The following is a 16,294-nucleotide window of genomic DNA, read 5'->3' on the forward strand; positions in this document are numbered from 1 at the left end:
CGCAAAAGAAAAGGCCTTGTGTCCGTAACGAACGCAAGGCCTTTCAGAGTGACTTAGAAATCTCGGCGCGATTAGCTTCCGAACGGATCGCTCATACCAGCTCCCTCGTCGGAACCTCCGCCGAACGGATCGGATCCGCCGCCACCAAATGGATCGGAGTTGCCGCCGCTCGAACCACCGCCGAATGGGTCGGAGCTTCCGCCGCCAAACGGATCGCTCGAGCCACCACCGCCGCCGGAGCCGCCGAATGGATCGGCTGCGTTACCTCCACCACTGGAGCCTCCGAATGGGTCGGCCGTGCCGCCTCCGCCACCTGCGGGTGCGAATGGATCAACAACACCGCCACCACCAGCTGCCGGTGGAGCAAATGGGTCGACTGCTGGCTTGGCCGGGGCACCCTTGTCCCCTTCCTTGCCATCGCCCGCTTCGCCTTCTTCAGGCTTGGCAGGTGCTTTCACCTTCACGTGAACCATCGGGTATGGATCGGCAGCCGAGCGAAGCACCACCATGCGCCCCGTTGTTGTACCGAGGATGATCCGGTCGGTCTGGGAATTGGTATAGAAGAAGTCGTAACCACCCAGGTCAAGACCGCCAACACGGGCACCCGATTTAATATCGAGCACGACCAGGTTCTTGTTTTCGTCCAGGCAGTAGACGTACTGATCGTTGGCCGAGAGGAACTTGTCGACCCGCGGAACGAACCATTTCACATCCCCTTCTTCCAAGCCAAGCTTGTAGATCCCGCCTCGCTGCAGCGTAACGTAGACGCCATCATCGATTGCGATCGCCGAGCTGTTGATTGGCAGCCCGCACGAGAATCGCCACTGGATCGTCCCGTCGGTCGAGTAGATACAGTAGACGTAACCGGTTTCGGTCGTGAAGAACAAACGGAGTGGACCTTGGCTGCTGGGTGGAGCCAGGATCTCGCCGCTCGATTCGATTCGATAACGAACCAGCGGCCGATCGGCATAGCCGACATAGAAGTAGTTCCGGTCGGTAGCCCAGGCCACCGAAGTAGGCGTAGCCACCATCGGCTTCACAATGCGGCCAATCGACTTGTAGCGTGGCGTCAAACGAGGACCACCGTCGAAGTTGTAGGCGACCACGGTGCCATCGAGCAGCGGAATGTAAACGAACTCGTCACCCACCACAGGCCCGGCAATCGGCACGCCTTCGATCGGCTTGGTCCATTTGACTTCGCCGTTACCGCGGAAGAGGCAGTTCAGTTTGAAGTTGTTGATGACGAACACATACTTGTCGTTCGCGGCCGGAGCTGGCTGCGGAAAGCCTGGGCGACCATAGCTTTTGGTCCAGTCGAGCTTGCCGGTGCGGCCATTGACAGCCATCAGCGTGCCGGCGCTGCTTTGTGCCAGGAAGGTAACTTCCGGGATTTCCAGTCGATTGATGACTGGTTCGCCTTTACGGGTATCGAGCCGGGCCACGAACTGTTCGGCCTTCTTCTTGGCGCCTTCTTCCCCCAGCGGCTGGCCGAGCGTACCAAGCTCGTTAGCGCTGAATGTCGTCGTGCGGCCGGCGTGTTCAACCTCGAAGACCACCAAAGGGTCCCTCAAGCTAACCACCTGGCGGAAAGAATCGAGCTTCGAGCGCTCCGGATCAATGGGCAGTTGCCCAGACCACAGTTTCTCGAGACCAATCCGTTCCAGTTCGATCGGCGAGAAAATCCGCGGCCCCAACTGGGCCATAGCAGGAGTGGCGGCCATCATCACGACAGTAAAGATGGCAATCCGCGAAACGCATTTCTGAATTTGCATAGTTGGTCGTGCTTCCTTCAACTGGCACCCCAAACGGCCCAGCGTTCTCTGTGGAAACTACATCGGACAAGAACCTCCGCTGCGTGGGCAACGGCGGTCGTAGCGACAAGATTTAGGACAAGGAACGCCAAAAACAGCATCCCCTTCAAGCATAACACTCGATTGGGAAATACCTTGCCGAGTTTTTCATCTTAATTCAGAAGGACGAAAGGCGTCACGTTTTCGGCCCGGTTTTCACCAAATCCTCGTTTTTCAACGATTCCTGGGGCTGTTCATCGCCTAGACCCCAGCACAACTCCCCTCTACGATGAACTTCTACGGGAGAATCGACCACTCCAACGAGGGGTTCGACGATTCTTGTCCAGCTCCCGTTATCAGAGCTTTCTGAGATTTTTGGCGTCTTCTTTCTCTCGCAGCGGATGGTTCATGGGTGATCGAATAGAAGAGAATGGCTTGCTCGAGAAGATTCTCGGCTACTTCAATTTCTCTTCCGGAGACTACGACGCTCGTTTTGCCGCCGCAATGGACCAGCTTTTCCGGCATTTGCACGACGGATCGGCTGACACTCCTTATTGGCAGTGGGAAAAGGCTGGCGACACCCTGAAAGAGGGGCTCGAGCGACTTAAAGCGACTTCGGCCGCTCTCAAGCAAAGCGAACAAGCCGAAACCGCCCTGCGATATGTCTTCGAGGTGGTCCTGCCTGGCTACCTCGAATTCCATCACGACCTGCTCTTCCATCAGAGCGGCGGCAGTTTGTTCTCGCCTTACTTCGTCGTCCGAGCCACCCAGGCCGTTCTGACCCAATCGGCGGATTGGGAAAACGAGCCGCGGGTGCTGAAGAATTGCCTGCATCAGCTCAACGATTACATCGGACATCGCCCGGTCCCGGCTCTCGAAACGCGCAAGACCGAGCCCTACCCGCACGAATACTGCCGTCCGATCCCGATCTGGGTACGGGGAGCCGGTGCCTGCCTGGGCCGCCATCAAGAGATCGTCGAGAAGACGCTCGAGCTGCTGCAGGCCACCGACGCCGATATCTTGCAAGATGCGGGGTTCGATCCCGAGAACCTTGACGAACTGGCCATCGACCCGCGAGCTTACGATTTCGAGCACCCGGTCAACAAGCGACCGAACTATCAGTTTGGTCAGTGGGATCCAGACCACATCGACCTGAACGGCAACTACAGCCGGTTCGTCGTCCAGCAAGTCACGCTCGAAGCCCTGACCGATCGCGTCGATCGTAATCCGCCGGAAGATCTCTCGCACGAAGACCTTGTTTACGAGGCAGCCGCGGTGTTGGCTGGTGTCGTGCTGATGGGAGCCGGCATCTCCGGCAGTGGTCCTGGTGCCTACGATTCCGAGATGACCCTCTCGAAATTGGTTCCGGTGATCGCCAACTACCGAGATCGCTTCTACAACCAATTGCTCGATAGCTGCCCCGAGTCGATGTCGGTTCGCTTGAACGAAGAATCGATCCAGCGTCGGCAACCGTTCGGTGCCGCTCGCCAGCATCTCAATGGCTACCTGAGCAATCGCCGTGCAAAGCAACTGGCGCACGTTCGGCTAGCGTTGATCTACTCAAGGATGGGCTACCCTGACGCGGCCGGGCAACAGGTCGATATCGTGCCGACGGCTTCCGCGCGGATGCAATGCCGCATCGAGTGCTTCATCACGCTGGCCCATCAGGCAATGCGTCGAGGCGACTTGAACGAGACGATCGAATACATCCACAAGATCGTCGACCGTTTGCATCGGGCGATCGAATGTGGCGCGATTGTCGATCCTTGGAATATCCTTGGCTTCGACGGGCAGTTCAGTTTGTTTCCGGCCTACGAGAACAGCGTCCGCGATCATCGCGTCGACGACCTGGCCCGGATGATCGAACAGATTTTCGACCTGATGTCACAGGCCCTCAGTGAAGCGGCCGTTCGCGATGACGAAGCGGTCCGATCGAAAACAGCTTGGGCCTTCGAAGAGTTCTCGATGTGGTGGCATCAGTTCGCCACGCACGAACTTTCCAGTGTCGACAGCCCCAGCGGAGACGAAGCGTTCGCCGCGGCTCGTCGCGTGGCCGATGCCTTGCGGCTATGGCACAAAGTGGGTGCCGAAGCAGGCGACGTCGCTTTCTGGTCGCCACATGCCGAGATGTTCGATTCGCCGAAGGCGTATGGCCTGGTGATTCAAGCGTTGCTCGAACGAAACGACTTCGTCACGACGATGGCGCTGCTGATGCATTGGCTGGAACAAGCCGACGAGATCCCGCTGCATCATCTCGATACGTCCTACTTTGCGATGGCGACGCAGTGGATCCTTGCTTATCAAAAGCACCGCGAATCGCTTCCCAACACGGAAGAGAATCAGCAAGCGACCTGGCAAATGATCCGACGGTTCGTCGACTTTCAGGAAGCGAACGCCGGGGCCTATAACCAGGTACCAGGCTGGTTCTCGCAGCGCACCAAGAAGGGCCAGTTTGACGAAGAGCTCGACGCCTTGTTCCAAGGACAAGAACCCGGCGACGAAGACGACATCTTTCAGGCAGCCTACGAGGATGTCACCTTCACCGACAGCACCGACGACGGCAACGAAGGTGCTATCTTCGACGGTGGCAGCAGTTCGTCCGACAGCAGCGAAGACCTGCAGATCGAATCGCGCCGCATCAACATGCACATCTCGTTTCTGAGCTGTGTTGCCCAGCAGTGGCAGATGGCCGCCTTCCAGGCCATGCGAACCACCGGCGATCCGGCCGTGATCGAGAAGCTGTTGCAGTGGCGTGAACAAGCCATCAGCAACTATCGCGAACTGCTGGAACTGCTTCTGGTTGTGAACCAACACAAGCTGAGCGATATCAGCGGCAACCATCAAGAGATGGTCGAATACGACCGGCAACGCGCCGTGAAAGAATTCGTCCTGGAACGAATCATCACGACCACGGTCAGCACCGCTTCGGCCGCGAGAATACTTTCGTCCGCCGTCGCCGCCGTGGCCCCAGAACATAAGCAGTCGCTCGAGAACCTCGAGAAAGAAATCGGTGCTGAGCAGACCTTGGCTGTCGATCTGTTCGCCGCGATCCTCGCCGGCGATACCGATGCGGTTCAAGAACACTTTCCACCACTGCTCAACACGCTGAAAGACAAACCGCTCCTTTACGTGCCGATTGCCAAGCGTGGCGGTCCGCTGCGGATTGTCTCGACCCGCGTTCGCCAGTCGACCATTCGCGAGTTGCTGCATTGGTTGCCACGCGTCGGCCAATACGACCTGTCGCGGCAACTGCTCGACACGGCCCGCAAGATGGAAAACGACAACCCGATCGGTCCGGGGGCGATCACCGAATTCGATGCTTTGTTCGAGACCGGTTTCCTGGCGATCATCGACGCTGTGGTTGCTTCGTCGGAAAGCTGGGAAGTCGCGAAAGAGGGTGGCCAGGAACTCGACAACGCATTGGTCGAATGCCTGGAGCATGTGACGCAGAACTTGCTGATCGTCTGGCTCAATCACAGCCGAACATTGCGATTGTCGGCCGTCGAGAAGTTTGCCGACCCGAACCAATGGAAGCTGGTTCAAGCGTTTATCCAGCGTTATGGTGGCGATCTCTTCACGCAGCACTTCTTTAACCGAGGCAACATTCGCAGCATTCTGCATGGCGGAGTCGAGACCTGGATCGAGAAGGTTCGCCAGCAATGGCCGGAAGATCATTGGCCCCTGTTCATCCAGGCGATGGGCACGAACATCAATCGCACCGAGTCGATTGCCTGCTTCAGCATGGTGATTGAAGCGGTCCTCGAGAACTTCCCTGAGTATCGCGACTACAACAGCACCACCACGCAAAGCGATCGCGGCGAATACTTGTACATGTTCCTCGACTTCCTGCGACTGCGAACGGCCTACGACCGCGTGTCGTGGAACTTGAAGCCGATTGTCATGACGCACGAAGTGCTGGTGCGGACCGGGCACGCTGAAGCAGCCCAGATGTGGCGCAAAGCGCTCGCCGACCGCATCGAGGACGAAGCGGAGAAGTACGTTCGTCGTCTGCGGGAACTGCAGCGCGAATATGCCATGCAGATGCCGACCGTCGCCGACCGCATTAAAGAACGGTTCGTTCGTCCGCTGGCCGTCGATCGGATTTGCTCGCTCGTTTCCCAGGCGATGGTCCACATGGGCAGTGACGATGCCAACGTCGCCTTCAAGCTGCTTTACGACGAAGCCGAAGCTCTGGTCGAAGAACCCAGCGGCGTGGGGCTTGATATCCCCACCTGGCTGAAGGCCTTGGACGAAGAAGTGACCAAAGTCGAGCTCGACGCTAGCTTCTCCAGCGACAATGAATCGTGGCAACCTAGCGAAGCTATTCCGCTGAGAAAACTCTCGCTGGAAGAAGTTCACGACCAAATCGACGGCTGGACCACCCATTTCCCTTCCGGTGGGGACGACGAGGAGGAATAATTAATTCCACCTCCCCCGTCCGGACTTACCGCCGGGGATCTTACGTCGACGACAGACAAGGTACACCTGATGAACTTTCGAGTTGAAATCCCGATCTATCGCGGGCCACTCGATCTGCTTCTGTACCTGGTCCGTAAGCACGAGCTCGATATCGTCGACATCCCGATCGCTCAGGTTACCCAGCAGTACCTGCAATACCTGGAGATCTTGAAGGCGCTGGACGTGAACAGTGTGGCCGACTTTCTGGAGATGGCCAGTACGCTGATCGAGATCAAATCGAAGCTGGTCCTGCCGCAAGTTGAAGACGCCGACGAAGAAGAAATCGACGACCCGCGCGAACAGCTCGTCGAACGTCTCCTGGAATACAAACGCTTTAAAGACGCCGCCAGCTTGCTCGAAGACCAGGGCCGCAACTGGCAACGCCGCTTTACCCGTGTCGCCGACGACTTACCTCCCCGCAAAGTCGACATGGCCGACCAGCCGATCAACGAGGTCGAACTATGGGACCTGGTGAGCGCGCTCAATCGCTTGCTGCGCGATAACAAGGCGCAGCAGCCGACCAACATTGTGTACGACGACACCCCGATTCGCGTCCACATGAAGTACCTCCATCAGCGGATCGTCGACGAGGGGAAGGTACGTTTTCATACTCTTTTTCCGCCAGATGCCCAGAAGACTCGCATCATTGGCATCTTCCTCGCCCTACTGGAACTGATTCGGCACTATAATACGCTGGCCCACCAGGACGAGGACGACCAAGACATCTGGATCACCGCCGGCGAAGGGTTCCAGAACGAAGTCCAGTTCGAAGACGTCGACGAATACAACTCGGGAAAGCTGACCACCGACTGAACCTTTCCTGACCGATGCGGGTCCCACGTTTCCGGCGGCATTAGCTCGCTGGCACACAAACTTCGCCACGAGATCGGCTTGCCTGTCGTCAAGTGATTTGCCAACCACCGATACCCTTTTGACATCATGCTAGACAACGCCCCGCTGCGGAAACTCGAATTCAACGGACTGACGATCGAAGGGTATTCCCGCGCGGCCGTGCAAACCTATTGGCGAATCCCAGAGATGAAGCTCGGCTTCGATCTCGGCCTGCAGCCCTGGGATTTCATGGGTACCGCCACCTGGTTCATCTCGCACACGCATCTCGATCACATCGCCGCGTTGCCCGTTTATGTCTCACGGCGACGACTGATGAAAATGCCTCCTCCGGTGATCTACATGCCCGAGGTCGCCATCAATCCGGCGCTGCAGGTACTCAAGGCGTTCAGCCGACTCGACCGCGGCAAGATGCCATGCACGCTCGAACCTGTCGTGCCAGGGCAAGAGATCGAGCTCTCGCGCGAACTGGTCGTCAACGTTTACGCGACCAAGCACACGATTCCTTCGGTCGGCTACATCGTTTCGCAGCGACGACGCAAACTGAAACCAGAATTTCAAAGCCTGCCCGGCGATCAGATCCGCGACCTGCGACTTTCCGGGACGGAAGTCACCGAAGAGCATCGCCATCCGCTGCTGGCCTACCTGGGCGACAGCCGGGCCGAAGCGATGGACGACGCTCCAGAGTTCTACGAAGCCGACATCCTGATCATGGAGATGACCTTCGTCGCGCCAGATCATCGCAAGGAAAAGATCCACAAGATGGGTCACATCCATCTCGACGACGTCGTGGCCCGGCAAGATCGCTTCAAGAATCAGAAGGTGATCGCCTCGCACTTCAGTACCCGGTACAACAACCACCAGATCCAAGAGCACGTCAAGTCGAAGCTGCCCGGCATGCTGGATGGCCGACTTCACTTGTGGCTCTGATGTCGTGCCATGCTTGAAGCTCCTCGCAGTGCGTACCTTCACGTCCCTTTCTGCACACATCGCTGCGGCTACTGCAACTTCACGGTCGTCGCCGGTCGCGATGACCTGACAGGGGCTTACCTTGACGCGATCGAGGCTGAACTTCAGCAGCTGGGCCAACCACACCAAGTCGACACCATCTTTCTCGGTGGCGGCACGCCGACCCATCTCTCGCTGCCAGAACTGTCGCGGCTTTTAAACCTGGCCCGGCAATGGTTTCCGCTGGCGGAAGGCGCCGAGCTGAGTGTTGAAGCGAACCCGATCGACATCACTGCCGAGAAGGTTCAACTGCTGCATGACGCCGGCGTGAACCGCGTGAGCCTCGGCGTGCAGTCGTTTCACGATGCCAAGCTCAAACTGCTCGAGCGCGATCATAATCGTGCCATCGTCGAGCGTGCCGCCAACTTGCTGCTGGCCAAGATCCCGAACATCGGGATGGATCTGATCTTCGCCGCTCCGAATGAAACGCTGGCCGAGTGGGAGAACGATCTGCAGTCCGCCATCGCACTGGGTGCCCCGCACGTTTCGACCTATGGCCTAACGTTCGAGAAAGGGACCACCTTTTGGAGTCGCCGCGAACATCAGCAGCTTCACGAAGCGGACGAAGAACTGCAGCGCGACATGTACCTGGCCGCGATCGAACACCTTACCACCGCCGGGCGACGCCACTATGAGGTCTCGAACTTCGCGCTTCCCGGTTTCGAGAGCCGCCACAATCAGCAGTATTGGCTCGGCAAGCGATACTTCGCCGCTGGCCCGGGTGCATCGCGTCATATCGGGATGCAGCGCGAGACCAATCACCGCAGCACGACCACCTATATCCGGCGGATGCGACAAGGCCACTCTCCCGTGGCAGAGCAGGAAACGCTGACGGATGAAATGAAAGCGCGCGAACGACTCGTGTTCGGTCTAAGGATGATCGATGGCGTGCACATTCCCACCTTCCAGCAGGATACCGGGATGACTCCGTGGGAGTTGTGCGGAAGGGAAATCGACCAGTTTTTGGCCATCGGCCTCTTAATCCATGACCGTGAGCGATTAAAGTTAACGCGCGAAGGTCTACTAGTAAGTGATTCGATATCAATCGAACTCTTATAAGGGCACCCCATCTCTAGAGTGTCCCTCTGCTCGACGATTCACCGTAATTCCCGCGGAACGAGCGTTCGCTACAAACCGCACCCTACTAACGATCCGATGACATTAATTATTCCTTTGTCATATTTTGTTCTTTGTGACGAAGAACAAAGTGGGTAGAGTGAGAAAAGGTGATGCGAAAAGATTTTCGATCTTCGCCAGAACTCTCCTGCCACATTCCTATTCAACCAGAAGAGCCCTCGACGCAAGACACGTCTGCCGGCTTTTCATCTACGGGACATACAAGACGAGGCGTCGATTTACGTCGGAAGAGCGAGTGTTCTTCTTGACGTGACACCCCCAATCCTTGGCCAGTTTCATTTCTGGGAGTGACGCCATGATTCAGATCAAGCATCTCGCTACCGGCGAAGTTCTGTATGAAGTTGATGCAGACTCGCTGGCAGGTGCCAAGCTCGTGGGTAAAAACCTGGCTGGTGCCGACCTGTCTCGATTAGTTCTTCGCGGCTGCGTTTTCGACAGCGACAATCTCGACGAAGCCTCGTTCGAGAAGTCCGACCTGGAAGGCGCCACCTTCATGGGTGCCAGCGTCAAGCATGCCTGTTTCGACGGAGCCAACATGACTGGCGTCGTGATGACCGACGCCATCTTAAACGACTCGTCGATGCAGAACGTCAACTTGACCAAAGCCAATCTTCGCTATGCCAAGCTGCACAATTGCAACCTGAGCGGCGCTCGACTTGTCGAAGCCGACCTCAGCATGTGCGATTTGCGATGCGACATGCCAAAGGCCAACCTGACGCGAACCGATTTGCGCGGGTCCAATCTAGAGCGAGCCGACCTTTCGCACGCAAAGGTCGACGAAGCCAACTTCACCGATGCTACCATGACCGACGCTCATCTGGATGGCTGTTACCTGGAACGGGCCATCAATGCATGTGCCAAGCATCGCCCCTTCAAGGCGAAGCCGCACGTCGTGAAGCGTCCGTGGTGGATGGTGTGGGCCTAGCGGCTGCGAAGTCGCTTAACTAAGAACCTTCCGCACCACGTTGCCATGCACGTCGGTTAACCGGAAGTCGCGTCCTTGGAAGCGATAGGTGAAGCGTTTGTGATCGATTCCCAACAGATGTAGTAGCGTCGCATTGAGGTCATGCACGTGGACCGGGTCTTCGGTGATGTTGTAACCCAGTTCATCGGTCGTACCGAGCTCGTAACCAGCCTTCACGCCGCCGCCAGCCAACCACATGGTGAAGCAGCGGCTGTGATGATCTCGCCCGTAGTCGTCGCGTTCGATGCTTCCTTGCGCGAAGGCAGTTCGCCCGAATTCGCCACCCCAAACGATTAAGGTTTCTTCCAGCAGCCCTAAGCGGGCCAGGTCGTTCACCAATGCGGCCGAGGCCTGATCGGTGTCGCGGCATTGGAGGGTCAGCTCGCTGTTCAAGCTACGATGCTGATCCCACCCGCGATGCATCAACTGAATGAAACGCACGCCCCGTTCTGCCAGCCTTCGCGCCAGCAAGCAGTTGGCTGCGTAGCTTCCAGGACGACGTGCATCTTCTCCATACGCTTGAAAGATCGACTCTGGTTCGCTCGTCATATCCGTAAGGCCAGGGATCGACATCTGCATGCGATACGCCATCTCGTATTGAGCAATCCGGCTTTCGATTTCCGGATCACCTACGAGTTGCGATTGCTGCTGATTCAAGACTGCCAGCGTATCGAGTGCTTGCCGACGGTCCTTCGCCGAAATGCCGCCAGGATTGTTGAGGTACAGCACCGGGTCGCCATTGCTGCGGAAGCGAACGCCTTGATACCGCGAGGGCAGGAAACCGCTCGACCACAGACGGTCGAACACCGGCTGTTGATTCAGCTTGGCACTTCCCTGCGAAACCAGCACGACGAAGGCCGGCAGCTCTTCATTTTCGCTTCCCAGTCCGTAGCTCAACCAACTTCCCAGGCTCGGCCGACCTGGCAGTTGGTGTCCGGTCATCAGCAGCGACGTGCCAGGATCATGATTGATTGCGTCGGTGTGCATCGAACGAATTCGGCACATCTGGTCGGCGATTCCCGCCTGATGCGGCACAAGCTCGCTAAACCACATTCCTGCTTTGCCATGCCGACTGAAGGCGAACTTGGTCGGCGTGAGCGGCAACGAATCTTGATCCTTGGTCATCGTCGTCAGACGCTGTCCCATGCGGATCGATTCAGGAATCTCTTCTCCTTGCAGTCGCTCGAGCTCTGGCTTGTAGTCGAACAGATCGTGCTGCGAAGGAGCCCCCGACTGGCAAAGGTAGATGACACGCTTCACCTTCGGCGGAAAGTGCGGCAACTCCCCTTCACTTCCCCAGACCTTGGCCGTGGTCAGCGCGTGCAGGGCCAACGCTCCGACCGACACGCCTGCGGAACCGAGGAATGTTCGTCGTGTTTGTCGATCTGCCAGCTTCTGCAATTCGTGCTGCACTGCGTTACGGTGTGGTCACCGCCTCGTCGAGGTTCAAGATCGTATGGCACACGACCGTCATCGCCGCCAGTTCCGGCGACGGTTCGACGTGCGTCTCTCCTTCCGATAAAAGATCCTTCACCGCTTGCTCGTCGCGAGCAAAGCGAGCCAGTTCGCGGCGATGCAACTGAACCAGTAGCGTTAGCTCTTCGCGAGTAATCGGTCGTGAAACCACCCGCAGAAACGCTTCTTCAATCGCCGGATCACGCTCGAAACGCTGACCCTGCAGCACCTCGCTGGCCAGCACTTTCGCCGCCTCCACGAAGGTGACATCGTTCAGCAGCACCAGGGCCTGCATCGGCGTGTTAGTTCGGCTGCGCTGCGCCACGCAAATCTCTCGATTGGGTGCGTCGAACGCCGACATATTCGGCGGCGGGCTCGATCGCTTCCAATAGGTATACAAGCTTCGGCGATAGAGCCGTTCGCCATGCTCCTGATCGTAGGCCTGGGCCGAAAACTGCTGCCCGGTCGAGATCTCTTCCCACAAGCCAGACGGCTGATAGGGCTTCACGCTGGGGCCACCAACCGTGCGGACCAACAAGCCACTAGCCGCCAATGCCTGGTCACGGATTTCTTCCGCCGTCAGCCGCAAGCGAGGCCCTCGCGTCAGCAGCCGATTGTCGGGGTCTTCACGATACGCTTCTTCGCCAACGTGACTCGATTGCCGATAGGTGTTGCTGGAAACGATCAGGTTCTGCAGACGCTTCAAATCCCAGCCACTGGCGATTAAGTCGTTGGCCAGGTAGTCGAGCAGCTCTGGATGGCTCGGCAACTCGCCACGGGTACCGAAGTCTTCGACCGTCTTTACGAGCCCGGTGCCGAAGTAGTGTGCCCAATAGCGATTCACAATCACGCGTGCGGTCAGCGGGTTCTTCTCGTGGACCAACCAGTGTGCCAGTTGCAGGCGATCGTTCTGCCCTTTGGCAGCCGCGTTGAAGAGCTGCGTTGGCACCATTGGCTCGACCACGTCGCCCAATTGATCCCACGCACCTCGTACGCGGATATGCGAAGTCCGCGGATCGGTCTGCTCGAGCATGACCATCGTTTCGGGATACTCCGCCTCGAGCCGTTCAATCTCGTAGCCACGGTCGGCGATCACTTTTTCGAGACGGACGAATTCCGCTTCGGTCTCTTGCAGGTAATAACGCTTCAGTCGCGAGGTCTCTTCAGCGGAGCGTTGCCGGGGCGGGATCGCCAGCAACTGGGCAATCGGATTTCCCCCCGCTAGAACGGCGACTTCTTCGTCCGACCAGCGACGCCCATCGATCCGCACTTGATCGATTAGTCCCCGTGCGGCCAGCAAGGCTTCGCTTGGCTCTGGCGGTTCGCGAACCGCTTCAACCGACGCTTCTTCGATCTCGGTTTCAGGCTTCAGCACGAGTCGTTTACCACGAACCCAAATTGCCGAGTCGGCCGGGCTCGTTGGGTCAATCGTTACCGCGACATGCTGCCATAAGTTCGTTTCCCACTGCGTCGTCTTCGCATGCCAACGTCGGACATCTCCTTGGGGCGAAGTCTGCACCAGATCGAAGTCGCCACCGGTCTGATTCAGCTCCACCTTCGATCCATCGGCCAACTGGGCCGCATAAAGCGTTTGCGGGCGATCAATCGTGGGATAAAGCCAGACACTCAGCGAGATCACCCCAGGCTTCTTCCGCTTCAATGCGAGATGCAGATTGCCATTGCCGAGCAACGCCTGCTCGACCTTGCCTGGTACCAGGATTGCTTCTCCTTCCAGCGAGATAACGTCGGAATCGATCGGCAGTTGATCGAAGCCACACTTAGCCAATAACTGCGATTCTTCCACCAAGGCCGCACGCCCTTCGCGACGGGCCGAATCTTCCCACGCAGGCATGTTGACATACTCGTCCGCAAGCATTCCAGCGATCGCCGCTTGAGCTTGCTCGCGGTCCGCTTTCAACTGAGTAAGCTGACGACGTTGAGCTTTGGTCGGGCTCTTAATCACTGGCACCGCGTTGCCGAGCGCACCATCGAGACCTTTCTCGTCGACGTTATCGAAGTAGGCGGCCATCTGATAGAAGTCGCGCTGCGAGATCGGATCGTACTTGTGATCGTGGCACTGCGCACACGCGAGCGTCATGCCAAGCCAGACGGTGCCGGTCGTGTTGACGCGATCGACCACGTAGGCATGCCGGTACTCTTCATCGAAGGCGCCGTTCTCGTCGTTGACCGGTGTGTTGCGATGAAAGCCAGTCGCGGTCAATTGATCGATCGTCGGGTCGGGCAGCAGATCGCCTGCCAGTTGATCGATGGTGAACTGATCGAACGGCATGTTCTCGTTGAGCGCTTCGATCACCCACTCGCGGTAACGCCACATATCGCGGTGGCTATCGATGCTGTATCCATGCGTGTCGGCGTAGCGTCCCAGGTCGAGCCACTCGCGGGCGAAGTGCTCGCCATAGGCAGGCGACGCGAGGAGCCGTTGAATCACCTTGCTCTCCGCTTTCGGAGAATCGTCAGCCAGGTAGCGTTCGATTTCTTTCGGAGTCGGCGGCAAGCCGGTGAGATCGAAGGTGACGCGTCGCAGCCATTGGTGACGCGAGGCAGGCTCGGCCGGTTGCAAACCATTGGCTTCCATTTTGGCGAGCGTGAAGAAGTCGATCGCGTTGGCTGGCCAGTCGGCCTGACGTACTTCCGGCAGATCGGGTTTTTCGATCGGCTGCAGCGACCAGAGATCCTCCCACGGGGCATCCAGTTCAATCCATCGCCGCAGCGTACCAATCTCGGCGAGCGTTGGCTGATGCTCGGCAGTGGGAGGCGGCATGCGGAAGTCAGGGTCGCTCGATACCAGCCGTCGATAAAGTTCGCTGTCGCGAGGTTTGCCAGGGACGACGTGTTCCATGGCACTGCCTCGTTGATCGAGTCGTAAATCAGCCTGGCGTGTCGCCGCATCGGGGCCGTGGCATTGGTAACATTGCTGAGCCAAGATTGGCTGAACCTCAGCCGCAAAGTCGATCGGTGGGTCTTCCGCAGGCAGCGCAGCAGTAATCGTCAGCGCGCAGAAGATCGCTGCGAAAAAACGAACTGCCCTGAGAAAATCTCTTTGCAAGTGGCCGCCGCCGGGAATGAAGGAATGAAGCTTCTATTCCATCATATACGCCGGGTTGGAACCGGGTCCAAGCGTCCTATTCCAGGAACCAGGAAGAGATGCCACTACGACAGGTCGTAGCGATTAAAGAGGCTGAAATGCCCCCACTGTCTGGCCCGTCGTCGCGACGTTCGCCAGACAGTTAGCTTGGCCTGGGACGGAAACTACCCCAAAGTGGTCACGCGACCATTCGAGTCGCTGAACTTGTCGGCATCGATTCCCATCACTTCGAGCATCGTCACATACAAGTTGCAAAGCGGCGTTTTGTCTGCCACGCGCAGGTGACGCCCTGGCTTGAAGGCTCCGCCGCCGCGGCCCGCCATCAAGATCGGCAAGTCGTCGTGATTGTGGCGGTTGCCGTCCGACAGGCCGCTGCCATACAGCAACATGCAGTTGTCCAGCAGCGTGCCGTCCCCTTCTTTCACTCCCCGCATCTTCGTCAGCAAGTAGTCGAACTGCTTGGTATGGAAACCATTGATCCGGGCAATTCGCTTTTGCTTTTCGTTGTCGTTCTGGTGATGCGACAGGTCGTGGTGACCATCGCTCACACCGACTTGCGGGTAAGGACGATTGCTACTGGCGTTGCTCATCATGAAGGTGGCGATACGTGTCGAATCGGTCTGGAAGGCCAGCACGATCATGTCGAGCATCAGGCGGCAATGTTCTTCGAACTCTGCCGGAACACCCTGCGGACGGGCGTAGTCGGGCATCTCCACCTCTTGCCCTTCCAGCTTAATGCTGTGAGCCACGCGTCGTTCGACATCGCGGACACTGTGCAAGTACTCGTCCATCTTCCGTCGATCGACTTCACCCAGCCGCTGCTGCAATCGCTTGGCATCGTTCATCACGAAGTCGAGCACGCTCTTTTTGCGACGATTGCGGATCGATTGGTTCTCTGCTTCTTCCTGGAAGTTGCCGTTGCCGAACAAGCGATCGAACAAGGCCTGAGGATTGACCTCCTTCGTGACGAAGTTGGTATCACTTCGCCAACTGAGATTCGACGAATAGACGCAGCTATAGCCGGTGTCGCAGCTGCCTGACTGGGCACTCGGTTCGAGCCCCAGTTCCAGCGAAGGAAACTTCGTCAGATGCGACAAGTGATTAGCGGCGTACTGATCGACCGAGATCCCATTACGGATATCGGCTCCGTCGGTCTTGTGCGGATGCGCTCCGGTCAGGAACGAAGCGACACTGCGGGCATGGTCACCACCGCCATCCCCTAGCGCCCAACCGTTGTGCAGCTCGAAGCCAGAGATCGGCATGATCTCGCTGCGATGCTTGGCAAGGTGCGAAAGGGTCGGCGTCAGCTCTTTCAGCTCGCCTTCGTACTTCGGTTGCCAGTCAGGCATATGCATGCCGTTGGGCACGTAGAAAAAGCCCATGCGCACAGGCGGTTTGATTTCCGTGGAATCGACCTTTGCGGCGCGTGCCTCGGGGCAGACGCTTTCCAGCCATGGCATCGCCATCGCGGTCCCCAGGCCTCGCAAGATCGTTCGTCGACTGAGCATTGTACTGGACATCGTCAGT

9 protein-coding genes are annotated in these 16,294 nt (G+C 57.9%); 5 read left to right on the forward strand and 4 right to left on the reverse strand.

Annotation, left to right across the window (positions count from 1 at the left end; all coding sequences use genetic code 11):
* Positions 1-71: 71 nt before the first annotated feature.
* Entirely contained in the window at positions 72-1,772 is a 1,701-nt protein-coding gene (locus tag ABD890_RS10865; RefSeq protein WP_345088686.1) for an outer membrane protein assembly factor BamB family protein, read from the reverse strand.
* A 426-nt stretch (positions 1,773-2,198) separates the two neighbouring features.
* On the opposite strand from ABD890_RS10865, the gene ABD890_RS10870 reads away from it, so the two are divergent.
* The 5 genes from ABD890_RS10870 (at position 2,199) to ABD890_RS10890 (ending at position 10,167) form a co-directional block, all read left to right on the forward strand.
* Positions 2,199-6,209, forward strand: a complete 4,011-nt coding sequence (locus ABD890_RS10870) for a hypothetical protein (protein WP_345088688.1) — start codon at positions 2,199-2,201, stop codon at positions 6,207-6,209.
* A 69-nt stretch (positions 6,210-6,278) separates the two neighbouring features.
* Positions 6,279-7,061: a segregation and condensation protein A gene (locus ABD890_RS10875; protein ID WP_345088690.1), complete on the forward strand. Its 783-nt coding sequence runs from the start codon at positions 6,279-6,281 to the stop codon at positions 7,059-7,061.
* Positions 7,062-7,187: 126 nt separating this feature from the next.
* Positions 7,188-8,027, forward strand: a complete 840-nt coding sequence (locus ABD890_RS10880) for an MBL fold metallo-hydrolase (RefSeq protein WP_345088692.1) — start codon at positions 7,188-7,190, stop codon at positions 8,025-8,027.
* Positions 8,028-8,036: 9 nt separating this feature from the next.
* Positions 8,037-9,164, forward strand: coding sequence for a radical SAM family heme chaperone HemW (gene hemW, locus ABD890_RS10885; protein WP_345088694.1), 1,128 nt, complete (start codon positions 8,037-8,039; stop codon positions 9,162-9,164).
* Positions 9,165-9,537: 373 nt separating this feature from the next.
* A complete protein-coding gene (locus ABD890_RS10890) occupies positions 9,538-10,167 on the forward strand; it encodes a pentapeptide repeat-containing protein (protein ID WP_345088695.1) in 630 nt (209 codons plus the stop codon).
* 15 nt (positions 10,168-10,182) lie between these two features.
* Here the strand turns inward: ABD890_RS10890 and ABD890_RS10895 are convergent, their stop codons facing one another.
* The 3 genes from ABD890_RS10895 to ABD890_RS10905 all read right to left on the reverse strand — a co-directional run bounded on the left by ABD890_RS10895 (position 10,183) and on the right by ABD890_RS10905 (position 16,287).
* Positions 10,183-11,619, reverse strand: a complete 1,437-nt coding sequence (locus ABD890_RS10895) for a DUF1501 domain-containing protein (RefSeq protein WP_345088696.1) — start codon at positions 11,617-11,619, stop codon at positions 10,183-10,185.
* Between the two features lie 4 nt (positions 11,620-11,623).
* A complete protein-coding gene (locus ABD890_RS10900) occupies positions 11,624-14,728 on the reverse strand; it encodes a DUF1553 domain-containing protein (protein ID WP_345088698.1) in 3,105 nt (1,034 codons plus the stop codon).
* A gap of 203 nt (positions 14,729-14,931) precedes the next feature.
* Positions 14,932-16,287, reverse strand: a complete 1,356-nt coding sequence (locus ABD890_RS10905; RefSeq protein ID WP_345088700.1) for a DUF1552 domain-containing protein — start codon at positions 16,285-16,287, stop codon at positions 14,932-14,934.
* Positions 16,288-16,294 lie beyond the last annotated feature (7 nt).

Origin of the sequence: Bremerella cremea, from assembly GCF_039541315.1 — a bacterium.
GTDB lineage: Bacteria > Planctomycetota > Planctomycetia > Pirellulales > Pirellulaceae > Bremerella > Bremerella cremea.